Annotated in this window: 17 protein-coding genes and 1 pseudogene; 9 read left to right on the top strand and 9 right to left on the bottom strand. The window is 68.5% G+C overall.

Annotated features, from left to right (window positions below; translation table 11 throughout):
- Positions 1 to 40: 40 nt before the first annotated feature.
- On the bottom strand, positions 41 to 241 hold the full coding sequence (locus OG370_RS41190; protein ID WP_328473651.1) for a hypothetical protein: 201 nt from the start codon (positions 239 to 241) through the stop codon (positions 41 to 43).
- Positions 242 to 400: 159 nt separating this feature from the next.
- Between OG370_RS41190 and OG370_RS41195 the strand changes: the two genes are divergently transcribed.
- On the top strand, positions 401 to 904 hold the full coding sequence (locus OG370_RS41195) for a relaxase domain-containing protein (RefSeq protein ID WP_328473653.1): 504 nt from the start codon (positions 401 to 403) through the stop codon (positions 902 to 904).
- 99 nt (positions 905 to 1,003) lie between these two features.
- Here OG370_RS41195 and OG370_RS41200 read toward each other — a convergent pair whose 3' ends face one another.
- Positions 1,004 to 1,210 carry a hypothetical protein gene (locus tag OG370_RS41200; protein ID WP_328473655.1) on the bottom strand — a complete coding sequence of 69 codons (207 nt, stop codon included), beginning with the start codon at positions 1,208 to 1,210 and terminating at the stop codon, positions 1,004 to 1,006.
- Positions 1,207 to 2,100 carry a hypothetical protein gene (locus OG370_RS41205; RefSeq protein ID WP_328473657.1) on the bottom strand — a complete coding sequence of 298 codons (894 nt, stop codon included), beginning with the start codon at positions 2,098 to 2,100 and terminating at the stop codon, positions 1,207 to 1,209. Before OG370_RS41205 ends, OG370_RS41200 begins: the two co-directional genes overlap by 4 nt.
- Before the next feature lie 282 nt (positions 2,101 to 2,382).
- Here OG370_RS41205 and OG370_RS41210 point away from each other — a divergent pair.
- From OG370_RS41210 to OG370_RS41225, 4 genes and pseudogenes are all read left to right on the top strand, one after another.
- Positions 2,383 to 2,792 (top strand): annotated as a pseudogene (locus OG370_RS41210) (restriction endonuclease).
- A 127-nt stretch (positions 2,793 to 2,919) separates the two neighbouring features.
- Complete coding sequence (locus OG370_RS41215) at positions 2,920 to 3,504, top strand: restriction endonuclease (RefSeq protein WP_328473659.1); 585 nt, start codon at positions 2,920 to 2,922, stop codon at positions 3,502 to 3,504.
- 195 nt (positions 3,505 to 3,699) lie between these two features.
- The gene (locus OG370_RS41220) at positions 3,700 to 4,395 is read left to right on the top strand and encodes a DUF4145 domain-containing protein (RefSeq protein WP_328473661.1); all 696 of its coding nucleotides are present in this window, start codon (positions 3,700 to 3,702) and stop codon (positions 4,393 to 4,395) included.
- Positions 4,396 to 4,453: 58 nt separating this feature from the next.
- Positions 4,454 to 5,290: a hypothetical protein gene (locus OG370_RS41225; RefSeq protein ID WP_328473663.1), complete on the top strand. Its 837-nt coding sequence runs from the start codon at positions 4,454 to 4,456 to the stop codon at positions 5,288 to 5,290.
- A gap of 66 nt (positions 5,291 to 5,356) precedes the next feature.
- On the opposite strand, the gene OG370_RS41230 is transcribed toward OG370_RS41225, so the two are convergent.
- From OG370_RS41230 to OG370_RS41255, 6 genes are all read right to left on the bottom strand, one after another.
- Entirely contained in the window at positions 5,357 to 6,361 is a 1,005-nt protein-coding gene (locus OG370_RS41230; protein ID WP_328467945.1) for a DDE-type integrase/transposase/recombinase, read from the bottom strand.
- 20 nt (positions 6,362 to 6,381) lie between these two features.
- A complete protein-coding gene (locus OG370_RS41235; protein ID WP_328467943.1) occupies positions 6,382 to 6,762 on the bottom strand; it encodes a hypothetical protein in 381 nt (126 codons plus the stop codon).
- A gap of 184 nt (positions 6,763 to 6,946) precedes the next feature.
- Positions 6,947 to 7,072 (bottom strand): hypothetical protein, encoded by a 126-nt coding sequence (locus tag OG370_RS41240; RefSeq protein ID WP_328473665.1) that lies wholly within the window; start codon positions 7,070 to 7,072, stop codon positions 6,947 to 6,949.
- A gap of 418 nt (positions 7,073 to 7,490) precedes the next feature.
- On the bottom strand, positions 7,491 to 8,276 hold the full coding sequence (locus OG370_RS41245) for an endonuclease domain-containing protein (protein WP_328473667.1): 786 nt from the start codon (positions 8,274 to 8,276) through the stop codon (positions 7,491 to 7,493).
- A gap of 517 nt (positions 8,277 to 8,793) precedes the next feature.
- Positions 8,794 to 9,798: a DDE-type integrase/transposase/recombinase gene (locus tag OG370_RS41250; RefSeq protein ID WP_328467945.1), complete on the bottom strand. Its 1,005-nt coding sequence runs from the start codon at positions 9,796 to 9,798 to the stop codon at positions 8,794 to 8,796.
- A 20-nt stretch (positions 9,799 to 9,818) separates the two neighbouring features.
- Positions 9,819 to 10,199 (bottom strand): hypothetical protein, encoded by a 381-nt coding sequence (locus tag OG370_RS41255; RefSeq protein ID WP_328467943.1) that lies wholly within the window; start codon positions 10,197 to 10,199, stop codon positions 9,819 to 9,821.
- Positions 10,200 to 10,543: 344 nt separating this feature from the next.
- On the opposite strand from OG370_RS41255, the gene OG370_RS41260 reads away from it, so the two are divergent.
- From OG370_RS41260 to OG370_RS41275, 4 genes are all read left to right on the top strand, one after another.
- Positions 10,544 to 11,803: a tyrosine-type recombinase/integrase gene (locus OG370_RS41260; protein WP_328473669.1), complete on the top strand. Its 1,260-nt coding sequence runs from the start codon at positions 10,544 to 10,546 to the stop codon at positions 11,801 to 11,803.
- A gap of 520 nt (positions 11,804 to 12,323) precedes the next feature.
- Positions 12,324 to 18,623, top strand: coding sequence for a protein kinase domain-containing protein (locus OG370_RS41265; protein WP_328473671.1), 6,300 nt, complete (start codon positions 12,324 to 12,326; stop codon positions 18,621 to 18,623).
- A gap of 32 nt (positions 18,624 to 18,655) precedes the next feature.
- Positions 18,656 to 21,586 carry a helicase-related protein gene (locus tag OG370_RS41270; protein ID WP_328473673.1) on the top strand — a complete coding sequence of 977 codons (2,931 nt, stop codon included), beginning with the start codon at positions 18,656 to 18,658 and terminating at the stop codon, positions 21,584 to 21,586.
- Entirely contained in the window at positions 21,586 to 25,626 is a 4,041-nt protein-coding gene (locus tag OG370_RS41275; protein ID WP_328473675.1) for an Eco57I restriction-modification methylase domain-containing protein, read from the top strand. Before OG370_RS41270 ends, OG370_RS41275 begins: the two co-directional genes overlap by 1 nt.
- Positions 25,627 to 25,773: the final 147 nt, after the last annotated feature.

Here is a 25,773-nt window from a genome sequence, read left to right on the forward strand (position 1 = left end):
AGACTGCTGTGGTTGCGGCGCAGCACTCACACGGCCGGGATCAGCTCTCGTAGCGGGCGCGCATCAGGTCCGCCCACTCCTGCGCGCGGAGCATGTCGCTGGCGCAGTGGTCGCAGTGGGGTACCGAGTCGATTCGTGTCGGGTGGTCGGACTGGGCTGACCGGACCGTGGCGGTGACCCGCCGGGTGAGGCGCCGGTCGCACAGCGGGCAGAGGTCTCCGTGGAGCAGTTCGTTGGCCATGCGGCGCACTGTGCCCACGGCCGCGGACTACCGTCGCGTGCTGCCGGTTCTGCCCGCCTGGCGGGAGCCGCTGGGGAAATCCGGTGACGGTCTCCCGCCTGGCGGGAGGGACCCGGGACCGGGCCGTGCTGCCGGTCGCGCGCGGGGTTGCACAGCTGGGTGCTGAGCGAGTCGAAGGTCGGATCGGGTGCCGGGTGGCGGTACCTGTTTCGCGGTGTGATGGTTGGCGACGGCCGCCGCGCGGCGAGGACGCCGCTGCGCGCCGCTCAGGATGAGGCGGGTGTCCCGCCCGGCTTCTGGACGGGCCGGGGCCTGGCCGGGCTGGGTCTGGTGGCCGGGTCGGAGGTCACCGAGCGGCAGGCGGAGCTGCTGCTGGGGGAGGGCCGGCACCCGAACGCGGACCGGATCGATGCGGAGCTGTTGGGGGCGGGCGTCGATCCGGCGGCGGCGCGGCGGGCGACGGTGCTGGGACGTCCTGTCGAGCAGATCAGCTCGCCGTGGCTGGCGATGGATCTGGTGTTCCGGCTGCCGGCCACTGTTCAGGTCGTATGGGCGCTGGGTGATGACGAGGTCCGGCGGGTGCTGGAGCTGTGCCAGGTCCTGGACCACCCGATGGCGACCTGCTGTACGCCGTCCGGCACAAGCTGCCGGCGTGCTGCGTAGCGCGCGGCAGCGGAGCGGGAGCCGCAGGGGCCGGTGTCCGGTGGCGACGGGCTGCACAGTACGGCTGTGCAGCCCGTGCGCCCACGCACGTGACAGCCCTCAACTTACGAGCGGCACGATGATCGCTAGCAGGGCGATGCACAGGGTCATGAAGCTGAGTGCCACGATGCTCCCCCAGCCGATTGCCCGGTCGACCGGGGCCTTGAGCAGGCGGGCGATGCCGAATCCGACGAGGCCGGCGAGCGCGGAGAAGAGGATGCACATGCCCAGCACGAGCATCAGGACCACGAGCAGCTGCACGGTCACGCGGCCCCCTGCTGCTTGCGGTGGCGGTTGCCGGCCTTCGTGTGAAGCTGCTCAGGGAGCCAGATACGCCGCTGGCGGGCCGCGTCGTACAGGACGCCACGGAAGCGGGTCTTGCGCATCCGGACCGCCGCATGGGTGAGGCGCAGCGCGTCCGCGATCTCGGTGTCCGCGTACCCTTCGACGATCATGCGGATGACGGCCTGAGTGACCGGAGGCTGCTCGTTCAGGATGTCCTCGAAGTTGGTGCTGAGGACGGCGGCCTCGGGCTCGGAAAGGTAGCCGGCCTGCAGGAGCGGGCCGAAGAGCTTCGGGTGCGCGTGCGCGGCCTCCTCCGAACCGTCGTACAACGCGTGCTGCTTGGCCCATTGCTGGCGGTCCTTCGCCCACCTCGTGTACACGCGGCGAAACTCCCAGATGCACTGGCCCACGAAGTACGTGGTCAGGCAGCTGGCCCCCTGACCGTGCTTGTAGTCGGGATTCCACCCGCCCTTGACCAGCGCCTTGCGGCGGAACGACGCCCGCGCCCGCATCACCACGTCGACGAGGATCTCGTCGCGGGCCCCGGGGTCCGAGCGCAGCAGCGCGTAGTCGTCGGGGTGAATCCAAAACGGAAAGCCCCGCTCCGCACACCACTTCAGCGCGATCCGGGCGAGCTGGCCCTCGCGGAGCATGCCGCGCAAGATCGGCCAGGCATCCCGGCAAAGCTCGTCCTCGAACACCTCGTAGGCCGGCCCCTCGAAGCCGCTCGCGGCCAGTTCGCTGACCCGAACGGCATCCCTCCGAATCCGGGCCGACCGCCCGGCGGACAGGCCGTCGTCGACGGCCTCCGCGACCTCACGTACCACACGCATAAAGATGCCTCCGTCTTGGACCACTTCCGCCCTGGCCACCGTTGTTGCCGCGCGCCCGGAGATCAGCAGTCATCTGGTTGTACGGAGTCATGTGCAGAGTAGAAGTGGGAATGTCACACAGTGCTCCAAAGTTTTTGGTGCGGCAGTTATTCGACCGCTGCAGATTGCTGAGCGCGCTCAAACTGCGCTCCCGCCGGAGGGACTCCGGCGCCTGGTCCTCGAGCGGATCGACGACCAGGACGGCGCGGCTGGCGGCGAGCAGGACGCCCCGCGGTGACCGGCGGCCACCGGTGCGAGATCGCCCCTGCAGTCAGGTCCGCCATGCACACTTCCGCGCACACGATCCTGTGGGACCCCGACGGGCTGATCGAAGCGGAACTCCCGCTGGACCGCGTTCTGTACGAGTGCCTCATCAAGGCGGTGCTGGCGTGGACCGGCCCGGGCACGCTGCCGGAGCGCGACTACGAGCAGATCGGCCTGCAGCTGACCGGCACGCCCGCGCGGTCGCCGCGGGCGTACGGTGCCGCGCCGAGCAGCTGCCGGCGGACAGCGGGCGCCGGGCGCTCGCCGACGTCGTCTTGCGCGAGGCGGAAGTGCGGCTGTCCGTGACGCTGGAGGGCACCGTGTGCTGCGTCCAGGACCGCGCCCGCCTGGTGCGCGCCCTCTACGAGCGCCTGGACCGCCTCCAGGCCGACGGGACTGTCGTTGCTGGCCCAGCCGCCTCCGCGTAGGCCGGGCCGACCGGTGACGAAGGGCGCGCAGCCGGCATCCGCCACCAGTCCGGCCCGGCCGGATAGTTCCACCGCCGGATGGGGAGCTGTAGAGCGCGTGATGCCAAGCCGCGGGAGGGGACAGGGCATGGGAGCGGGAATGGTGCTGTTGGTGGTGTTAGCCGTCCTGGCCGCGGGGGGTGTGACGGGCGTTCTGGTACGGGCTGGGCGTCGTGAGGCGCGCGCTGAGAAGATCCGGCTCGCGGAGCAGGCCCGGATCCAGGCACTGCGGTCGATGGAGGCGGTCTGGCTCCTGGGAGACCGGGAGTTCGAGGAATACGTGGCGGAGCTGTGCCGCCGGGACGGGTGCACCCAGGTGCGGCGCGTGGACGGTGCGAACGATCTGGGCGCGGACGTGGTGGGCCGGCTGCCGGACGGCCGGAAGATCGTGGTGCAGTGCAAGCGCTACGCCAAGCACCGCACGGTCGGCAGTTCCGACCTTCAAAAGTTCAACGGCACCGTCCGCGACGAACACGGAGCGGACGTCCCGCTGTTCGTCGCCTCGTGCAAGTTCACCAAGCAGGCCCGGTCCTTCGCCGCCCGGCACGGCTTGGTGCTCTTCGACGTCGACCTGCTCGGCTTCTGGAACAGCGGCACCACGCTGATGTCGCTCCTGGACCTGGACATCGGCCGTTCCGGCACCAACCGCCGCCTTCGCCCGGACCACGGCTGACGACCGGATCCACACCTCAGGGCCCCGACGCCGGCTGCGCAGCGCAGACTCCTGGAAGAGACAGTCGCCGTGCCGGTCACGACGTGCCCGATCAGCCTCATTCGGGTTGCTTGTGGACAGCGGCGGGCCCTTCCGGAGGGGTCGGGTCGTCGGAAATCCCGCGCCGCTGGAGCGGTGTGTCTCTAGGGTTCTCTCATGGGAGTGCCGACGACGAACTGCGGATGGTGTGGTGCCTTCGCAGCGATGGAGTTCGTCCAATTCAGCGTGACGGCGACAGGCGGGCATGCCCCCGTGCCCGCGGCACCCGGCGTGAGGCCGCGCTTGGTGCCGACGTTCTGGGAGATGTACACCTGCCCGGCCTGCAACGCAGCGAGCATTGCGCTGGTAGCCCACGAGGATGGCGAAGACGAGAGCGTCTTCCTCCGATGGGTTCCCGACAAGCCGCCGGTGAGGGGGTATCCCGACAGCGTGCCCAAGGCCATTGCAGGTGCGGCAGCAGAGGCTCACAGCTCGCTGCGGGTGGGCAACATCCAGGCCGCCGTCCTGATGGCGAGGACGACCGTGGAGGCAACGGCCAAGGCGAAGGGCATCACGTCGGGCAATCTCGTTGCCAAGATCGATGCTCTTTACGCTCAGCACTTGATCTACGAGCACGTCCGGGATGCCGCACACGAAGTCCGGTTCGCCGGTAACGACGCTGCCCACGGCGACTTGGTCGACGATCCGATCAGCGCCGATGAAGCGGCGACGATCGTCGAACTGATGGACATGCTCCTTGATGGTGTCTTCATCGCGCCGGCGAAAACGGCTGCCCAGACCCTTGCCCGGCAGGCCCGGAAGAACGCCGGCAGCACGGCGACCACCACTACTCCCGCGGTAAGCGCGCCCTAGGCTCGCCTCCCAGCGGGTGGGCTTGCGGGTACTCATCCCAACGCTGAAGGGGGAGACGATGAGCGATGACGGACTGAAATTCCCGGACGCGTTCCATCACCAGGCCGGGACCGGCCAGCGGAGCAGCGGCGCCTACTTCGGTACGGATGTTCTCACCGGGCTGGTCGCCGGTATGGATGAGTTCTTGACCGACCCCGATGGCCGCTGGAAACAGTACCGGTCCCTCGGTGCCGCAGTCCTCGGATGCGTACCTTGGCTGGACGATCCGGCTCTTCTCGGCGCCATCGGCAGGTTCCCCTCTGCGTGCGTAGTTGTCACGAAGCAGGAGCTGAAGAAGCGGGGAAGACAGAAGTTCGAACAGCTCAAGCAGTATGCCCAGCAGGGCAACGGCTTTCCTGCTGAGGTCTTTGCTGAGATGACCGACCTGGTCTCCCGCTACGACGGGCCGCCTCCGGCGGTCGGCCCGTACTCGTACCGGGCCGGACTGCGCGTCCCGAGCATCCGCTCATTCGGGTTCCGCAAGATCGGAAGCCGCCCGGTACCCCTCATCCACGCCAAGATGTTTCTGCTGGGTCATCTGTGGTGGCACGACGAGGATGGATCACCTGCGGGCGTCGTCGATGTCACTGGCTTCACCCCCAAGCGGCTGTGGGTGGGCAGTACCAACGGAACCGAGAGCTCGCGGCTTGGTCTCGAGTTCGGCGTTTGGCTGGACGACCCTGACCTGCTTGCCGACGCGGAGCAGTTCTTGGTCAAGGTGATGCGGTCGTCCGAGAGTATCGACCCCGACGACGACTTGTTCGAGCCCGAGTACGTCAGCGTCGAGTACGACGATGAGGCCTTGTACGAGGCGATGCGCGACAGCTACGACGTGCCCAGTGAAAACGACGAATGATCCGCGCCACTGTCTGGTGCTCGCGACTACACGGAAGATTTCAAGTCCAGTGAGACAGTTGTGATGCTATGAGCTTTGTGGTGTTGGTTCTCGGCGCTTGGCGGGATCGTTGATCCAGGCAGTCCGGGGTATCTCGGGTGGCCGGGGGCGGCGCCCGAAGCGTTCGGGGTGGTGTGCGTATGCCTGAGCGAGGGTGGCGGCCCGTTGGTCGCGGACCTCGTCGGCGGTGCCGAAATGGATGCTGGCGGGGGTGTGCCAGGCGATGCCGGAGTGACGGTGCTCGTGGTTGTAGTAGGCGATGAACGCCTCGAACCACTCACGGGCATGGGCCAGGGAGTCGAACCTTTCCGGGAAGTCCGCCATGTACTTCGTGGTCTTGAACTGGGCCTCGCTGTAAGGGTTGTCGTTGGAGACCTTGGGTCGTGAGTGCGACCGGGTGACGCCCAGATCGATCAGCAACTGGGACACCTTCTTGGAGGTCATGGACGTGCCGCGGTCGGCGTGCACGGTGTTGGGCACGATGCCGTTGAGGGCGATGGTCTCGCGGATCAGTTCCTCCGCCCGCTGGGCGGACTCGGCGCGTTCGACGGTGTGGCCGGCGATGTACCGGCTGAAGATGTCGATGATGACGTAGGCGTGGTACCAGACGCCCTTCGTCGGTCCGGCGACCTTGGTGATGTCCCAGGAGAAGACCTGTGACGGGCCGGTGGCGACCAGTTCCGGCACCACCCGGGGAGGGTGGGTCGCCTGGCGGCGGCGTTCACCGCTTTGGCTGTGTTCCCGCAGGATCCGGTACATCGTGGAGACCGAGCAGTGGTAGCGGCCGGCATCCAGCTCGCGGGCCCAGATCTGCGCGGGCGGCAGTTCCGCGTACTCGGCGCTGTTCATCAACTCCATTACGGCCAGGCGCTCTTCGGCGCTCAGGGCGGACGGCTGGGCGCCGGCCGTGCGGGGTCGGGGTGCGGCCGGTGGCCGCAGCCGGCGGTAGTGGGTGGCGCGGGAGCGGCCGGTCAGTCGGCAAGCGGCCACGACACCTAGCTCGGTCTCGACGCCGTGGAAGGCGTCGTTCATGACCGGGGCGGCGGCAGACTTCAGTCCGCGCCCCTGGAGATCATGTCCAAGAGCGCGGAAGCTTTTCCCATGACCTCCAGGGCGGCCTTGTTCTGGGCCAGTTCCTTCTCGAGCCGCTCCACCCGGCGACGCAGTTTGTCGTTCTCCGTCTCGGCGTCCGACTTCTTCGGCCTCGCGGGGCTCGTGCGGCGGTCGGCCAGGTTCTCCAGGGCGCCGGCGTCCCGAGCGGCCCGCCATTCCTTGACGTGAGAGTGGTAGAGGCGCTCTCGGCGCAGGATCGCACCCTTCTCGTTCTTCGGGGCCGCGTCGTACTCGGCGACGATCCGCAGCTTGTACTCCGGGCTGAAGGAGCGACGCTTCGGCCTGGGCGCGGGATCGGGCGCGGGATTCGTGCTGGTCATGAGGGGATGGTTCTCCTGTCGGTGCCCTCTCAGGCTAACCCGGCAAAGCCGGATGTCTCACACAAGGCTGACAGAGAGGGACACCGGCTCTGCGCGGCTCCAGAGATGAAATGCGAGTGCACGCTGAGCCCGCGTTTCGCCTCTGACCTGCGAAATCCCATCAACGGAAAAACCGTGGTGAGCGTTACACCCCGCGATACGGCTCTCCTGCCCGGCCCGGCCAGATCCGCTCCCGCTCCAGGTCAATGCCCTTCAGATCGGCTGCGATCTTGCTGAGATACTGCGCAATAAAGGTGGCATCGTCGGCCATCGTCCCTCACCATCCCCGCAAGACTCGTGCCGTCTGTACCGCGTGATCGTACTGAAAGGTCACCTCACCACCCGCCGCGGATGCGCAACCTCACTCTCAAGCGCCTGACTGTTCCGGTGCGAGCACTCGTTGCGCGGGAACCGGTCGACAAGAGGCTCGCAGGGGTGGGGTGACCGTCGGCGGGAGGGTGACCGCCTGAGCGTCCATCACCTGAATGACCGATCTCCATCGGTAGGGGCGGCGTGCGCCGCGGAAGAGAGGGTGGTCGTCGCAGGGCGGTCGGCGCTGAACGATCTGACGTGCCGGCCGGTGCTGGTGGTCGAGCGGCGGCTCCCCGGGCAGGGCCGGGGGCGTTAGCTGATCGGGCGAGCTTTGCGCTCAGGTCGCTCCGCATCGATACAAACGGCGATCAGGTCTCTTACGCCTTCAGATAGTCGATCATCCTGCTGAGCGTCTCTATGTTGTCCTTGACCTTGCCAAACGCGATGTTGCAGTCCATGCAGAGGAGCCCTCGGTTGTGCCCGTAGGCATGGCAGTGATCGACGTTGGCGTCGCCCATCCGGAAGTTGTCGGGATCGACCTTGATGAAGGGGGTCAGGCATGTGGCGCAGGCGTTGTCCTGGTCCCTGAGCATCTGGGCGATGTCCCCGAACGTCAGGCCATAGCCCTTCTTGAGGTTGCCCTTCGCGCTCTTGATCCGGACGCATTCGTTGCATATCCGGCCCTCGCCGCGGTTCTTGAAGCCGAACACGGCGTACTCGTGGCCTGATCGGCACTGTGTATCACCCCTGCGATAGGGCTCGTACGGCACCGCCTCTGGGTCAATCCCGCGGGAACGCAGTTTCGAGTCGCGCGTGCAGCGCCGACAGCTCCGGGCGCCTGTCTTCGGGTTCACATAGGGAATGTTGCCATCGTCGAATATATGCCCGTTTGTGCATCTTTCGGCCGGAGTGGCATCGTCGGCGGCCCGATCACGTCTACCGTTCACAAAGGCTTCGCTTCCCAGGTTCCGCCACAAGGTCGCGTGCTCGTGATGGACGCACAGTAACGCGTTCTCGCAGTTGCGTGTGACTGTCTGTCCCGACGTGAGCGGCGTGTTGGAGTAGTGCTCGAACACCCAGCGCTGGACGTAGACGAGCGGCTTCTTGCCTGCTGCGTAGCGGTCACCGTCGTAGTACAGCGGGCGGCCGTCTTTGTCCGTCATCCCCTTCCAAACCATGCATCCCGACTCCGTGCGCTCTACGTTCTGGCGCACTACCTCGATGCTGATCGGGGGTCGGAGGCCGGTCCTCTCAAAGGTTCCGTGCTTCCGGTAGTAGCGGTAGCAGGCTTGGCACCTGGTGCCGCCGATCCTCGTCGCGGGCTTTCCATCGCCAGAGGCGCACAGCATTGGCATGGCGAGGAGCAGAGCACAAGGTCGCGGCCGAGAGCAAGCCAAAGACTACCAACCCGGCATGAAGCCCCCATGGGACCTACCATGGCGAGGTTGAGGCCCGGGGGGCTATAGACGGAGCCCCAAACCTCGATTGCGCCTTGGGAGTCGATCGCCCCAGACCGCATGTCGTCGTTCGGATGAGACGCCGACACATGCGTGAGAGCATCCCGGGATGGAAGAAGTTTCACGCCGCGGTGCCGAACGGCCCACCCCGTCGACGGCGGCGAAGGGCGCGGCAGTCCTCCGCCCCTCGGAAGATTTCAAGTCCAGTGAGACAGTTGTGATGCTATGAGCTTTGTGGTGTTGGTTCTCGGCGCTTGGCGGGATCGTTGATCCAGGCAGTCCGGGGTATCTCGGGTGGCCGGGGGCGGCGCCCGAAGCGTTCGGGGTGGTGTGCGTATGCCTGAGCGAGGGTGGCGGCCCGTTGGTCGCGGACCTCGTCGGCGGTGCCGAAATGGATGCTGGCGGGGGTGTGCCAGGCGATGCCGGAGTGACGGTGCTCGTGGTTGTAGTAGGCGATGAACGCCTCGAACCACTCACGGGCATGGGCCAGGGAGTCGAACCTTTCCGGGAAGTCCGCCATGTACTTCGTGGTCTTGAACTGGGCCTCGCTGTAAGGGTTGTCGTTGGAGACCTTGGGTCGTGAGTGCGACCGGGTGACGCCCAGATCGATCAGCAACTGGGACACCTTCTTGGAGGTCATGGACGTGCCGCGGTCGGCGTGCACGGTGTTGGGCACGATGCCGTTGAGGGCGATGGTCTCGCGGATCAGTTCCTCCGCCCGCTGGGCGGACTCGGCGCGTTCGACGGTGTGGCCGGCGATGTACCGGCTGAAGATGTCGATGATGACGTAGGCGTGGTACCAGACGCCCTTCGTCGGTCCGGCGACCTTGGTGATGTCCCAGGAGAAGACCTGTGACGGGCCGGTGGCGACCAGTTCCGGCACCACCCGGGGAGGGTGGGTCGCCTGGCGGCGGCGTTCACCGCTTTGGCTGTGTTCCCGCAGGATCCGGTACATCGTGGAGACCGAGCAGTGGTAGCGGCCGGCATCCAGCTCGCGGGCCCAGATCTGCGCGGGCGGCAGTTCCGCGTACTCGGCGCTGTTCATCAACTCCATTACGGCCAGGCGCTCTTCGGCGCTCAGGGCGGACGGCTGGGCGCCGGCCGTGCGGGGTCGGGGTGCGGCCGGTGGCCGCAGCCGGCGGTAGTGGGTGGCGCGGGAGCGGCCGGTCAGTCGGCAAGCGGCCACGACACCTAGCTCGGTCTCGACGCCGTGGAAGGCGTCGTTCATGACCGGGGCGGCGGCAGACTTCAGTCCGCGCCCCTGGAGATCATGTCCAAGAGCGCGGAAGCTTTTCCCATGACCTCCAGGGCGGCCTTGTTCTGGGCCAGTTCCTTCTCGAGCCGCTCCACCCGGCGACGCAGTTTGTCGTTCTCCGTCTCGGCGTCCGACTTCTTCGGCCTCGCGGGGCTCGTGCGGCGGTCGGCCAGGTTCTCCAGGGCGCCGGCGTCCCGAGCGGCCCGCCATTCCTTGACGTGAGAGTGGTAGAGGCGCTCTCGGCGCAGGATCGCACCCTTCTCGTTCTTCGGGGCCGCGTCGTACTCGGCGACGATCCGCAGCTTGTACTCCGGGCTGAAGGAGCGACGCTTCGGCCTGGGCGCGGGATCGGGCGCGGGATTCGTGCTGGTCATGAGGGGATGGTTCTCCTGTCGGTGCCCTCTCAGGCTAACCCGGCAAAGCCGGATGTCTCACACAAGGCTGACAGAGAGGGGGATGCTCGTACTGAGCTGGATCATCCCGAGCCAGTGGGCACCCGCTGCCGGTAGGCGCCGGAGGCGGGTGTTCCAGGTCGCTGTCTGGGAGCCGTCATGCATGGGTGGGCGGGCGTGCTGACTTTCGACGTGCGTATCTACAAGCTCCGGATCCGGCCAGGCCGGCGCCGGCCGTTTTGCGTGCGGTGGCGTGTCGCCGGCAGGGATCACAGTGAGAGTTATCAGTTCGAGGCGCGCAGGCGGATGGGCGTCGTGCCGAGCTGATGGGCGCCCTGCGGCTGGGCGAGCAGTTCGACACCGCCACAGGGTTGCCGGCTGCCGAGGTGCGCGCGAGGAACAGGATCACGTGGTTCGAGCACGCCGTGGAGCACGCGCAGGCGAAGTGGCCGCGCGCCTCAGCGAAGCACCGGGCGGGCATCGCCGACGCTCTCGCCACCGTGACGATAGCCCTCACCACCCCGTCGACGCGGTGCCACACTCCGCCGGGTCTGCGCGGCGCGCTGATCTCGTGGGCGTTCCGCATGACCCGGGACGAGCATGGCGTGTGGGTCCCGCGAAAGGCGGCGGAGGAGCCTCCGGCGGACATGGCGGCGTGCCTGGAGTGGATCGCCCGTCACTCGCTGCCCCTGGCGGATGCCGTCAGGCAGGAGAACCTGCGCAGAGCACTCGGCGCGATCTCGCAGAAACTCGACGGCAGCCACGCCGCGGAGAACACCGTCCGGCGTAAGCGCATGATATTCAACAACGCCCTGGTCTACGCCGTCGCATGCGACCGACTCCAGGCCAATCCGCTGCCGAAGGTGGACTGGCAGACGCCGCTGACGGACATCGAGGTCGACTTCCGCTACGTGCCCGGCCCGCGCCTGGCCCGGGACCTGATCACTGCCGTACGCGAGCAGGGCCCGCGGGGCGCGCACCTGGAGGCGTTCTTCGGCTGCCTCTACTACGCGGCGATGCGACCGGCCGAGACCGCCGCGCTCACCGAACGCGACTGCCTCCTCCCCGGCCCGGAAGGAGGCCCGGAAACCTGGGGCGAACTCGTTCTGGTCCGCAGCCATCCCGAAGCCGGCTCCGGCTGGACCGACGACGGCCGCCCCCACGACACCCGCGGACTCAAACGACGAGCCCGCAACGCCACCCGCTCCATCCCCATCCCGCCCGACCTCGTCCACCTGCTACGCACCCACCTCGATCACTACGGCACTGCACCCGACGGCCGACTCTTCCGCGCGGTACGAGGCGGCCGCATAACCTCCAGCGAATACTGCAGGATCTGGTCTGCCGCCCGACGGCGCACTCTGCTCTCCCGTGACGCCGAGACACCCTTCGCGCAGGTCCCCTACTCCCTGCGGCATGCAGGCATCTCCCTGTGGATCACCGCCGGCATCCCCCCTGCCGAAGCAGCTCGACGCGCCGGACACAGCCTCACCGTGCTCTACCGCATCTACGCCAAACCGCTCCGCGGCCACCAACGCCACGCTAACCAGCTCATCACAGCCGCCCTACAGGACATCCAAGAGTGACGTCTTGACCGCGTACGGCTATCACTGACTGTTTCGCCACTACCTGTACGCGAGCGTGAACCGTCGGGGGTCTCACCGAGCGAGAAGCGACCCTGCCCTTGCAGTTGAACGCCGCTGATGTGCGCCAACTACGTGGAACTCGGGCCATGATCGCCCGCAGACGGGGCGCGGGTGTGAAGGCCGGCGTGCAACTCGGCGAGCGAGGTGTCAGATCAGGGTTGATGCGCCAAAGAGGGTACTGAGCGGTCCTTGTCGCCCACTTTCAGGCGATGGCGGGCGGCGCGTTATAGCCTCAAAGAGCGGCCAGTGTAGGGGAGTTGCTGTGTCAGCCATCTCGGTGCACGCGCACACCATAGAGTTAGTCTGTTGACGTCGTCAACGCCAATGCTGTGGTGAAGATGTCGTTTTTCGTGTACGGTCTGCGTCGTTGCTCCTGTCGCTCCGTCAGGACGGGCTGCGGCGCCGGGGTGGGGGCTGTCTGTCCGGAAGCGGGCTGCGGCCGTAGTGCCGAGGAGGGGCAGTGGGCCAGGAGTTAATCGGTGGTCGGTTCCGCTTCGTAGGGGCCATCGGCTCGGGGAACATGGGGGAGGTCAACAAAGCGGAGGACCTTCTGGCCGCTGCGGGAAGCCCGGAACGCACCGTCGCGGTGAAGACGATCCTTCGACGCCGCTCCGGTGTGCTGGTGGATACCCGGGCCGACACCAAGGCCGTGGACCGCTTCGCCCGCGAAGTGCGCATCATGCGGCGCTTGGACCACCCGCACCTCACCCGTCTTATCGACGGCGGTGTGGATGACTCCCACGGTGGCCTGCCTTACCTTGCGATGGAGTACCTCGACGGTGAGACCCTGCGTGATCTCATTACGGAGGAGCAGCAACTGCCCGTCCCCTGGGCCGCTGCCATCGGCGTCCAGATAGCCGACGGACTGTCAGCCGCGCATGCCGCCGGCATCGTGCACCGCGATCTGAAGCCCGCCAACGTGATGCTGACCCGCGGTGGCACCGTCAAGATCCTTGACTTCGGCATGGGCCGCATCGTCGACGACCCGCAGGAGGCCGACCTCACCAGCACCGGTGTCGCCGTCGGCACTGCCCGCTACATGGCGCCGGAGCAGTTCGAGGCCAAGCAGGTCACACAGGCCGCGGATCTGTACGCGCTGGGCTGTGTCCTGTACGAGATGCTGACCGGAGTTCCGCCGTTCGTCAGCGAGGTGCGCCAGGAACTCGGGCACAAGCACCTTCACCAGGCCCCGACCCCGGTGCGCCTCATCCGGTCCGACGTTCCGGCCGAACTCGCCCGTCTCGTTGACCGCCTCCTGGCCAAGGGCCCGGCCGATCGTCCCGCCGACGCCGTCGCCGTCCGCGACGCGCTCCTCCCACTGGCCCTCGACGGTGACATCCCGCAGCTCCCGGCCTGGGACGCGTTCGACCCCGTGCGGGCCCTGCGGGCCTCCCGGCCCGCCCCCTCTGCGGCCCCCGTTATGGTCTCCGAGCCGTCCGCCTGCGATGCGGTCCGTCCCGGTTCTGCCCCGGCCGGCATGGATGTGTTCGGCGTCCACCGCAAGCTCATCGAGGACTACCGCGCCTTCACCGAGGGCGGCACCGTTGTCCGCGACGACCGCGTCGCGGCGTTCGTTGAGGAGGATCTGAGCGCCAAGTCGCAGTGGCCCGACCCCTGGCTGTCGCTGAACCCGTTCTTCGCCGGCGGCGGCACCGTCCTGGAACTTGCCGGGCAGGGCGTGCTGCACGAGGAGTGCGCACGCATCTTCCAGGCCAAGAAGACCGGGGGCGGCACGGTGTGCGACGGCCGTCCGCTGACCTTGCATCAGCACCAGCGCGAAGCGGTGGAGGCAGCCCGCTCGGGTGAGTCGTATGTGCTGACCACCGGCACCGGCTCCGGCAAGTCCCTTGCCTACATCGTGCCGATCGTCGACAAGGTCCTCAAGGACCGTGAGACCGAGGGCCCCAAAGCCGGCAAGCGGGTGCGGGCGATCATCGTCTATCCGATGAACGCCCTCGCCAACAGCCAGCTCAAGGAGCTGGAGAAGTACCTGCGCGACGGTTACGGAGCAGGCCGCGAGCCGGTCACCTTCGCCCGCTACACCGGTCAGGAGGACGACGCCCGCCGCAGGGAGATCCGCGACAACCCGCCGGACATCATCCTCACCAACTACGTGATGCTGGAGCTGATGCTCACCCGGCCCGACGACCGTAGGAGCCTCATCAAGATGGCCAGCGGTCTGCAGTTCCTGGTCTTCGACGAGTTGCACACCTACCGCGGCCGCCAGGGCGCCGATGTCGCCCTGCTCATCCGCCGCGTCCGCGAGGCCTGCCAGGCCGATGCGCTCCAGTGCGTCGGTACCTCCGCGACCATGTCCACCGAGGGAACGCTGGAGGAGCAGAAGAAGGTCGTCGCGGACGTCGCCTCCACCCTGTTCGGGACCAAGGTCCGTCCCGAGCATGTCATCGGTGAGACCCTGATCCGGGCCACCGGCAACGTCCCGGACACCGTTTCCGCCGAGCGTCTCCAGGCACCAGCGGCCCCGCGTGCCTACGGCGACCTCGTCCGCGACCCCCTGGCGCGGTGGATCGAGACCCGCTTCGGCCTGGCCACCGACGCGACCACCGGCCGGCTCGTCCGCCAGAGGCCTGCCAAGATCGAGGAGGCCGCGCAGGAGCTTGCCGAGCACAGCGGCTTATCCGCGGAGCAGTGCGCCGCCGCTGTCCGCGCCACCCTGGAAGCCGGATCGCAGGCCCGCCACCCCGTCACCGAGCGGCCGCTGTTCGCTTTCCGTCTGCACCAGTTCCTGTCCAAGGGCGACACCGTCTACGTGACGCTGGAGGACAAGTCCACTCGCTACCTCACCCGCGCCTACCAGCTCGAACAGCCCGGCAGCGGCGGCAAACTGCTGATGCCGCTCGCCTTTTGCCGCGAGTGCGGGCAGGAGTACCTGACGGTCTGGCGCGACGAGAAGAACGGCGACGTGCGCTACGAGGCGCGCCGCGACACCGCCGCGACCGGCGGCCGCCAGGGCGACGGCTACCTCTACATCGACCCCGACCGCCCGTGGCCCGCCAACCCGCAGTACGCCGTCGACGACCGCCGGCTGCCCGAGTCCTGGCTGGAGCTGGACGCCGCAGGCCAGGAGGTCGTCAAGAAGACCTACCGCGACCGCGTCCCGCGCGCGGTGACCGTCGACGCGCACGGCTACGAGGGCAGGGGCGAGCTGCACGCCGCGTTCATCCCCTCGCCCTTCCTGTTCTGCCTGCACTGCGGCGTCGCCTACGAGCAGACCCGCGGCAAGGACTTCGCGAAGCTGGCCACGCTCGACCAGGAGGGGCGTTCCTCGGCGACCTCCCTCATATCGGCCTCCGTGGTGCGGTCCCTGAAGTCGGTGCCCGAACAGGCCCTGGACAAGGAGGCGCGCAAGCTCCTCACGTTCGTCGACAACCGCCAGGACGCCTCCCTGCAGGCCGGCCACTTCAACGACTTCGTCCAGATCACGCAACTGCGCGGCGCCCTGTACCGGGCAGCACTGGACGCGGGGGAGGAGGGCCTGCGTCACGAAGAGCTCGCCTTGTGCGTCACGAACGGGATCGGCCTGGCGCCCCTCGACTACACGGGCGAGAGCGACCTTGCGCCCTCACTGGCCCGCAGCGCGGCGAAGACCCTTCGCGATGTGATCGCCTTCCGGCTCTACCTGGACCTGGAGCGCGGCTGGCGCATCACCATGCCCAACCTGGAGCAGACCGGCCTGCTGGAGATCGACTACGAGGACCTGGCATGGGTCGCCGGCACGCAGGGCCGCTGGACCAATGCCCACCAGGCGCTGCGCGACGCCGACCCCGCCCTGCGCGCCGAAGTGACGAAGGCGCTGCTCAACGAGATGCGCCGGGCCCTGGCCATCGACGTCTCCTACTTCCGCGACGACTTCGACTCGCTCCAGCGGGCCAGCGAGGAGCGCCTCATCGATCCCTGGGTACTCTCCCCCTCCGACAAGCCCAGGATCGGCACCGCATACCCGCACCCCTCCCGTCCCGGCCTGGACCGCGCGAGCCTGTTCCTGTCGGCGCGCGGCAAGTTCGGCAAGTACCTGCAGCGCACCGACCGGGCCTTCAAGAAGCTCGGCAACGAGGACCTCCAGCTCGTCATCGAGGACTTGCTGAAGGTCCTCGCCACGGCCGGCCTGGTCAAGGAGGTCGCCGACACCCCGCGGCGGGCCGGCCGCTTCCACCGCCCGACGGGACCCGCGGTCACCGGCTACCGGGTCGCCGCCCAGTCCCTGATCTGGCGTGCGGGCAAGGGCGAGACAGGAGCCCACGACCCTCTGACCCGCACCTACCAGAGCGGCGACGGCCCGCGCGTCAACACCTTCTTCCGCGAGCTGTACCAGAGCGCGGCCGCCGAGCTGGCCGGCCTGTTCGCCCGCGAGCACACCGCGCAGGTGGCCCCGGAGGAGCGCGAGCGGCGCGAGGAGGCGTTCCGCAAGGCCGAGCTGAAGCTGCTCTACTGCTCGCCGACGATGGAGCTCGGCGTCGACATCTCCTCGCTGAACGCGGTGATGATGCGCAACGTCCCGCCGACGCCCGCCAACTACGCCCAGCGCAGCGGCCGCGCCGGCCGCAGCGGCCAGCCCGCCCTCGTCACCACGTACTGTGCGACGGGCAACAGCCACGACCAGTACTACTTCCGCCGCTCCGAGCGCATGGTCGCCGGCGCCGTCGCGCCCCCGCGCCTGGACCTCGCCAACGAAGACCTGGTCCTGTCTCACCTCCAGGGCATCTGGATCGCGGAGACCGGCCTGAAGCTGGGCCGCGCCTTACCCCAGGTCCTCGATGTCTCGTTCGCCGACACAGGGGAACGCCCCCAGCCCGAGCTGAGGCTCCTGCCGGACTTCCTCGCCGCCTCCCTCGACGCTGACGCGCAGCGCCGCACGGTCGATTCCGCGCTGCGGGTACTCGCCCCCCTGCTGCCGAAGTTCGCCGAGACCACGTGGTGGCACGACGACTGGATACAGGACCGCGTAACGACCGTGCCCGAACGGTTCGACCGGGCCTTCGACCGGTGGCGTGACCTGTTCACGGCCGCGCTCGACGACCAGTACATCCAGAACAAGCGCCGCCTCGACTACAGCCTGACGGAGGGCGATCGGATCCGGGCCAACGCCCGTCGCCGCGAGGCAGAGACCCAGCTGAACCTGCTGATGAACGAGAGCGCTGACAGCAAGTCGGTCCTGTCCGACTTCAACCCATACCGCTACCTCGCCTCCGAGGGCTTCCTGCCCGGCTACTCCTTCCCACGCCTGCCGCTCGCCGCTTACATTCCCACAACCGGCCGCCGCCGCGGCGAGGGCGACTACCTGCAGCGTCCCCGCTTCCTCGCCATCCGCGAGTTCGGCCCCGGGTCGCTCATCTACCATGAGGGCGCCCGCTACCAGGTCACGCGCATCCAGCTCCCGCCGGACGCCTCGGGCGATCTCGCCACCACCGAGGCCCGCCGCTGCGCGAGCTGCGGCTACCACCACGACCCCAAAGAGCGCGCCGACCGCTGCGAGATGTGCGCCGAGCCCCTGGGCTCGGCCACGTACGGCCTTCTGCACCTGCACACCGTCTACACCACCCGCCGCGAGCGGATCTCCTCCGACGAGGAAGAGCGCCGCCGCGCCGGCTTCCGCCTGGAGACCTCGTACCGTTTCCAGGACCACGGCACCCGCAAGGGCCGCCAGGACGCCATGGTCGCCGACACGTCGGGGAAGCCGATCGCACAGGTGGCGTACGGCGACTCGGCGACCGTCCGGATCACCAACACCGGCCGCGTCCGGGCGAAGAAGGACGAGCCCGCCGGCTACTGGCTCGACCTCGGCGACGGCCGCTGGATGAACGACAAGGACGCCTCCGAAGCGTCCGGCGACACCAGCGAGATGCCCCGCATCGACGCCGACGGCAACGAGAAGCGCCGCAAGAAACGCGTCATCCCTTACGTCGAGGACCGCCGCAACGTCCTCGTTGCCACCCTCGACGAGCCGCTGCCCGAGCCGATCGCGCTGTCGCTGATGTACGCCCTGGAGCGGGGTATCGAGGCCACCTTCGAGCTGGAGGACTCCGAGCTCAGCAGCGAACTCCTCCCGCCGGACGACGGCCCGCGCGACCGCATCCTGTTCACGGAGGCCGCCGAGGGCGGCGCGGGCGTGCTCCGCCGCCTCCAGTCGGAGAAGGACGCCCTGGCGAAGGCGGCCTTGCAGGCGCTCGCCATCTGCCACTTCGACGAGGACGGCAACGACCTGGGCGGCCCGCACCCTGACCGGCCGTGTGCCCGCGGCTGCTACGAGTGCCTCCTGACCTACGGCAACCAGCTGAACCACGTCCAGATCGACCGGCACACCGTGAAGGACCTGCTGCTGCGGCTCGCGTCAGCGACGGCGACGCGCGAAAGGCGCGGCGAGTCGCGGTCGGAGCAGTTCAAGCGGCTGCTGGAGCAGACTTCCGGCGCGCCGACCCCGGTCGAGGTCGCTGCCGGCGAGGCCATCGCCCAGGACGACCTGCTGACCTGGCTCAAGGCCAAGGGGCTGCGCCTCCCCGACGACGGCGCCACGCTGATCACCGAGGCGAACGCCCAGGCCGACTACGTGTACCGCCTGGGGAGCGCCAACCTCGCCGTCTTCGTCGACCTGCCCGGCACGGAGATGACGGCCCTGCGCGACGAGGACGCCGAGGAGCGACTGCTCGACGCCGGCTGGGACGTCGTCCGCTTCCCGCACGACGCCGACTGGGACGCCATCGCCGCCGAGCGCCCCCGCGACTTCGGCACCGCCGCCCACTGACGCCCGATCACCACAAGGACGCGACGACTCACATGGCACTCACCTACTCCGCCGGTTCCCTGGTGACGGCACGCGGCCGCGAATGGGTGGTGCTCCCCGAGAGCGCCCCCGACATGCTCGTCCTCCGCCCCCTCGGCGGCTCCGACGACGACATCGCCGCCGTCTTCCCCACCTTCGAGGAGGTCAAGGGCGCCGAATTCGCCGCGCCCGAGCCCTCCGACCTCGGCGACCAGCGCGCCGCCGGCCTGCTGCGCACCGCACTGCGCATCGGCTTCCGCTCCGGCGCCGGCCCCTTCCGCTCGCTCGCGGGCATCGCCGTGGAGCCCCGCGCGTACCAGCTCGTCCCGCTGCTCATGGCCCTGCGCCAGCAGACCGTACGCATGCTCATCTCCGACGACGTCGGCATCGGCAAGACGATCGAAGCGGGTCTCATCGCCAGCGAACTGCTCGCCCAGGGCGAGGCGACCGGCCTCGCCGTGCTCTGCTCGCCCGCGCTCGCCGAGCAGTGGCAGGGCGAACTGCGCACCAAGTTCGGCATCGACGCCGAACTCGTCCTCGCCTCCACGGTCTCGCGCCTGGAACGCGGCCTGGACCTCGGCCAGTCCCTCTTCGACAAGTACCCACACGTCATCGTCTCCACGGACTTCATCAAATCCACCCGCCACCGCGACGACTTCGTGCGCCACTGCCCCGACCTGGTGATCGTGGACGAGGCCCACACCTGCGTCGCGGCCGACGACACATCCACGAACACCCAGGACCAGCTGCGCTACGAACTCCTCAAGCGCGTCTCGGCGGACGCCGGCCGCCACCTTCTGCTGGTCACGGCGACGCCCCACTCCGGCAAGGAATCCGCGTTCCGTAACCTGCTCGGCCTGGTCAAGCCCGAACTGGCGAAAGTGAACCTGGACAGCGAAGCGGGCCGCGTCCTGCTGGCCCAGCACTTCGTCGCGCGCAAGCGGGCCGACGTACGCCAGTACCTCACCAAGGCAGACGGCCTCAGCGACGACAGCCTCGCCGAGAAGACCGCGTTCCCCTCGGACCGCTACTTCAAGGACGAGACCTACAAGCTCGCCCCCGCCTACCGCGCCCTGCTCGACGACGCCATCGCCTACGCCAGCGACCGCGTCGAGGCCGCCGGCTCCCAGGGCAGGCGCGAGGCCCGGATCGCCTGGTGGTCCGCGATCGCCCTGCTGCGCTCCCTGGTCTCCTCGCCCCGCGCCGCCGCACAGACCCTGCGCACCCGCTCGGCCGCTGCGGTCGCCGCCTCCGCCGAGGAAGCCGACCGGCTGGGCGCCCCGCTGACCAGCGACTCCGCCGACAGCGACGCCCTGGAGGGCATGGACGTCGCCCCGGGCGCCGAGACCGAGGAGCACGCGGGATCACGGCTCGCCGAACTCGCCACGCGCGCCACCGAGCTGGAAGGCCCGGAGCAGGACCTGAAGCTGAAGGCGCTCATCAAGCACCTCAAGGCACTGCTCGCCGACGGCTACAACCCGATCGTGTTCTGCCGCTACATCCCGACCGCCGAATACCTCGCCGACCAGCTCGCCAACGACCCGGAGACCAAGAAGCGCGGTCCGCTCGGCGCCAAGACCGTCGTCAAGGCCGTCACCGGCACCCTCTCCCCGCAGCAGCGCCTCCAGCGGATCGAGGAACTGGCGACCGAGGCAGGCGAGGACGCCGCCGCCCGCCGCGTCCTGATCGCCACCGACTGCCTCTCCGAGGGCGTCAACCTCCAGCACCACTTCGACGCCGTCCTCCACTACGACCTGGCCTGGAACCCGACCCGCCACGACCAGCGCGAGGGCCGCGTCGACCGGTACGGCCAGAAGAAGGACCAGGTCCGCGTCATCACCCTGTACGGCGACGACAACGGCATCGACGGCAAGGTCCTCGAAGTCCTCATCAAGAAGCACCGCCAGATCAAGAAGGACCTCGGCATCTCCGTCTCCGTGCCCGACGAGATGTCCACCGGCGTCACGGACGCCATCGTCGAGTGGCTGCTGCTGCGCGGCCGCCAGGGCGAACAGGAGACCCTGTTCGGCTCCGACGCCCTCCAGCAGAGCTTCGCCGACCTGGAACAGGACTGGAACTCGGCCGCCGAACGCGAGAAGGCCTCCCGCTCCCGCTTCGCCCAGCGCTCCATCCACCCCGAGGACGTCGCCCGCGAGGTCGCCTCCGTGCGCGAGGCCCTCGGCAGCGCCGGCGAGATCGCCACCTTCGTACGCGACTGCCTGAACGCCCTCGGCGGCGTACTGCGCGTTACGGGCGCGGACTTCACCGCCGAGGTCGGCGGCACTCCGGCCGGCCTGCGCGACGCGCTCGCCCCGGTCGTCGGCGCGGACATCATCGAGAAGGACCGCCCCATTCCGTTCCGGGCCGACCCCGCGGTGGCGCGCGGCGAAGCCGCCCTCGTCCGCACCGACCCGGTCGTCGGCGCCCTGGCCGGACATGTCCTGAACGCGGCACTGGACACCCAGGCCGACGGCGTCCGCCCGGCCCGCCGCTGCGGCGTCATCACGACGGACGCGGTCGCCACCCGCACGACGCTGCTGCTCGTGCGCTACCGCTTCCACCTCACGCTGCCCTCGCGCAGCGGCGACAAGCAGCTCGTGGCGGAGGACGCCCGCCTGCTCGCCTTCCACGGCTCACCGAAGAACGCGCAGTGGCTGACGCAGGAACAGGCCGTGGCACTGCTCGACGCCACCGCCACCACGAACACGGCCCCGGACTTCGGGATGCGGACCATGACCCGCATCCTCGCCCAGCTTCCCGAGGTGACCGGCTACCTGGAGTCGTACGGCGACGAGCTCGCCGCCGGCCTCGACGAGTCCCACCGCCGCGTCCGCAAGGCCGCCGACGACATCGTCCGAGGCCTTCGCGTCACCGCCCAGAAGCCCGCCGACATCCTCGGCGTCTACGTCTACCTGCCCGCCGCCGTGTCCGGAGAGGCCGCCTGATGTCCGCCACCACCCGCAACCAGGTCTTCTCCGCTGTCCACACCGTCGGCGCGCTCCTGCCCGTCGACATGCTGGTCCGCATCAGCGAGGGCAAGGACGTCCCCGGCACCAAGCCCGCCGACTACGGACTGCCCACCTCCCGCTCGGTCCGCGACGAGGCCGAACGCAGCTGGGAGTACCTCAAGCCGCTCTGGCGCGACGTGCGCAAGCGCCTTTCCGAGAACCCGGAGACCGGCGCCCCGGCCAGCGACCCGACTGGCATCGCCGGCAACGACTGGCTGGCCCCGCTCTGGCGCGAACTCGGCTTCGGCCCGCTCACGCCGATGGGCCAGTCCGGCATCGCGGCCGACTCCGAGGAGGAGAAGAAGTTCCTCGTCTCCCACCGCTGGCGGCACGTCCTCATCCACCAGCCGGCCTGGAACGCCGACCTCGACCGGCGGCCGGGCGGCGCGGGCACGGTCCCGCCGCAGTCGATGCTCCAGGAGTGCCTGAACCGCACGGAGGCCCACCTGTGGGGCGTCCTCACCAACGGCCGCCAGGTGCGGCTACTGCGTGACTCCAGCGCGCTGGCGACCGCCTCGTACGTCGAGTTCGACCTCGAGGCGATCTTCGACGGCGAGCTCTTCAGCGAATTCGTGCTGCTCTACCGGCTCCTGCACGTCTCCCGCTTCGAGGTGGGGGAGGACGCCGCGCCGTCCGCGTGCTGGCTGGAGAAGTGGCGCACCGAGGCCATCGCCTCCGGCACCCGCGCCCTGGACCAGCTCCGCAAGGGCGTCCAGACCGCCATCACCACGCTGGGCACGGGCTTCCTCAAGCACCCCGCCAACCGTGAGCTGCGCGAAACGCTGGACGTCCAGACCTTCCATTACGCCCTGCTGCGGACGGTCTACCGGATGCTGTTCCTCTTCGTCGCCGAGGACCGCGAGGCGCTGCTGATGCCGACCGCGGACGCCGGCGCCAAGGAGCGCTACGCCACCTACTTCTCCTCCGCCCGGCTGCGCCGCCAGGCCCAGCGACGCCGCGGAACCTCCCACGGCGACCTCTACCAGGCGCTGCGCTTCGTCCTGTCCGGCCTCGGCAACGACGACGGCCGCCCGGAACTCGGGCTGCCCGCCCTCGGTGGCATCTTCGACGACACCGAGACCGACAAGCTCCTGCACGACCTCGCCCTGTCCAACGAGCCCCTGCTCGACGCCGTACGCGCCCTGTCGATCGTCCGCGACACCACCTCCCGGCGCAACCGCGTCGTCGACTACCGCCACCTGGACGCCGAGGAACTCGGCTCCATCTACGAGTCCCTGCTGGAACTCGTCCCCAAGCACAACGCCACCGACCGCACCTTCGAACTCGTCGAGCTGGCCGGCAACACCCGCAAGACCACGGGCTCCTACTACACCCCCTCCTCACTCATCGACTGCCTGCTCGACTCCGCCCTCGACCCCGTCATCGACGACGCCGTCAAGCGAGGCGAGATCCGCGCCACCCGCGCCGGCCAGCCCGACGCCCGCGACGCCATCGTCGACGAACTGCTGTCCCTGACGGTCTGCGACCCCGCCTGCGGCTCCGGCCACTTCCTCGTCGCCGCCTCCCGCCGCATCGCCAAGCGCGTCGCCGCCGTCCGCGACCAGAACCCTGAGCCGACGATCGACGCCGTACGCCACGCCCTCCACGAGGTCGTCGCCCGCTGCATCTACGGCGTGGACCTCAACCCGATGGCCGTCGAACTCGCCAAGGTCTCCCTGTGGCTCGAGGCCCTTGAACCCGGCAAGCCGCTGGGCTTCCTCGACGCCCACATCAAGCACGGCAACGCACTGCTGGGGGCGACCCCAGCCCTGCTGGCGGGCGGCATACCCGACGACGCCTTCAAGCCGATCGAGGGCGACGACAGAAAGATCGCTTCGGCTCTGAAGAAGCGGAACGCCACCGAACGCGGCGGCCAGCTCAGCTTCCACACCGAAGACCGCATCTGGGTCTCCAACGCCTCCTTTGCGGCTAGCCTGCGCGACATCACCGACGCCCCGGCCGACACCCTGCGCGACGTCCGCATCCAGTCCAGCCGCTTCCGCGACCTGGAACAGTCCGCGGACTACCTCCACGCCCTCAACGCCTCCGACGCCTGGTGCGCAGCCTTCGTCTGGCCCAAGGTCCAGAGCGCCCCTACCCCGGTGACGGAGGGCGTCTTCCGCGACCTCCAGAACCCCGGCGGCGGCATACCGGCGACCACACGAGACGAGATCGTCCGTATCGCCCAGCAGTACAAGTTCTTCCACTGGCACCTGGAGTTCCCCGACGTCTTCCTCGTCCCCGCGACTGCGGACGCTAGCGTCGACACGTATGTCGGCTGGGCCGGCGGCTTCTCCTGCGTGCTGGGGAACCCGCCGTGGGAGCGCATCAAGCTCCAGGAGCAGGAGTTCTTCGCTCAGCGTGACGCGGCCATCGCCGCCGCCCCGAACGCCGCCGCCCGAAAGAATCTCATCGCAGACCTACCGGCAACGAATCCCGAGCTCTTCGCCGAGTTCACCGCTGCCAAGCGCCGCGCCGAGGGCGAGAGCCAGTTCCTACGCTCCTCGGTGCGCTACCCGCTCACGGGCCGAGGCGACATCAACACCTACGCCGTCTTCGCCGAGACCGACCGCAGTCTCATGGGCCCCACGGGTCGGACCGGCGTGATCGTGCCCACAGGTATCGCCACCGACGCCACCACACAATTCTTCTTCAAGGACCTCGTCCAGCGCGGCTCACTCGCCTCGCTCTACGACTTCGAGAACGCCGCGCCGCTCTTTCCCGGCGTGCACCGCTCATTCAAGTTCAGCCTGCTCACCCTCGCCGGTCGCACCGCCCGCGAACCCGCCGCAACGTTTGCCTTCTTCCTCCACGATCCGGCTGAACTCGACGCGGCGGACAAGCGCTTCATCCTCACCCCGGAGGAGATCACCCTCCTCAACCCCAACACTGGTACCTGCCCGGTCTTCCGCACCCGTCGCGACGCCGAAATCACCCTCGGCATCTACCGCCGCGTCCCCGTCCTCATCAAGGAGGGCGACCCCAACGGCAACCCCTGGGGCCTGTCGTTTATGACGATGTTCCACATGTCGAATGACTCGCACCTCTTCCATACCCGCGACCAGCTCGAAGCCGACGGCTGGACCCTCACCGGTAACACCTTCACCCGCGGCGCGGCCCGGATGCTCCCGCTCTACGAAGCGAAGATGCTGCACCACTACGACCACCGTTGGGCGACCTACGACCTAGACGGCTCCACCCAAGACTTCACCCTCGCGGAGAAGCACGATCCTTCTGCGGTGGTCCTTCCGCGCTACTGGGTGGCTGAGCCTGAGGTCGACGCCCAATCCGCCCACAAGTCCTGGGACCGTGACTGGCTTCTAGGCTGGCGCGACATCTGCCGCGCCACTGACGAGCGGACTGCGATTTCGTTCGCTTTTCCGAAGTCCGCCGTCGGCAACAAGGTTCCTTTGATGTGCGCCAAACAAGAGCCGTGGACGGCACTTACCCTTGTCGCCTGCCAGACGTCATTCGTACATGACTTCGCAAGCCGTCAAAAGGTGGGCGGAGTAACGATGAATTTCTTCATCTGGCAGCAACTTCCCGTTCTGCTTCCGGGAGTCCTTCAGCCCTTCGAGGATTTCATCGTGGCCCGCGTTTTTGAGCTCACCTATACCGCCTGGGACATGGTTGCCCTTTCCCGTGACCTCGGCGACGTCGGAGAGCCCTTCCGCTGGGACGAGGAACGCCGCGCCGTCATCCGGGCCGAATTGGACGCACTCTTCTTCCACCTCTACGGCGTCGCCCGCGAAGACGTGGACTACATCCTCGATACTTTCCCCATCGTGAAGCGCAAGGATGAGGCCAAGTATGGCTCCTACCGCACCAAGGAGTTGATCCTCGACCTCTACGACCGCATGGCCGCAGCTGGCGTCTCCCTCGATACCCCCCTCGTCGACGGCGAGAACTTCACCTCCGCCCTCACCCCGCTCCCCGGCCACGGTCCGCGACACCCCGCCCGAAGCGAATCTGACTGACCTTCCTGCGCCTCATCACTCGGAGGGCACGGCTCGAACGGATCCCTCGGCCTACGACCGTCATCATCCGCAGCGCATCGTGTCCGTTGACGACGAGGACACCCGGAAGGTTCAGACGGCCGTGGCCGGGCGGGGCCGGTTGGATGA

It is taken from the genome of Streptomyces sp. NBC_00448, assembly GCF_036014115.1.
GTDB lineage: Bacteria > Actinomycetota > Actinomycetes > Streptomycetales > Streptomycetaceae > Actinacidiphila.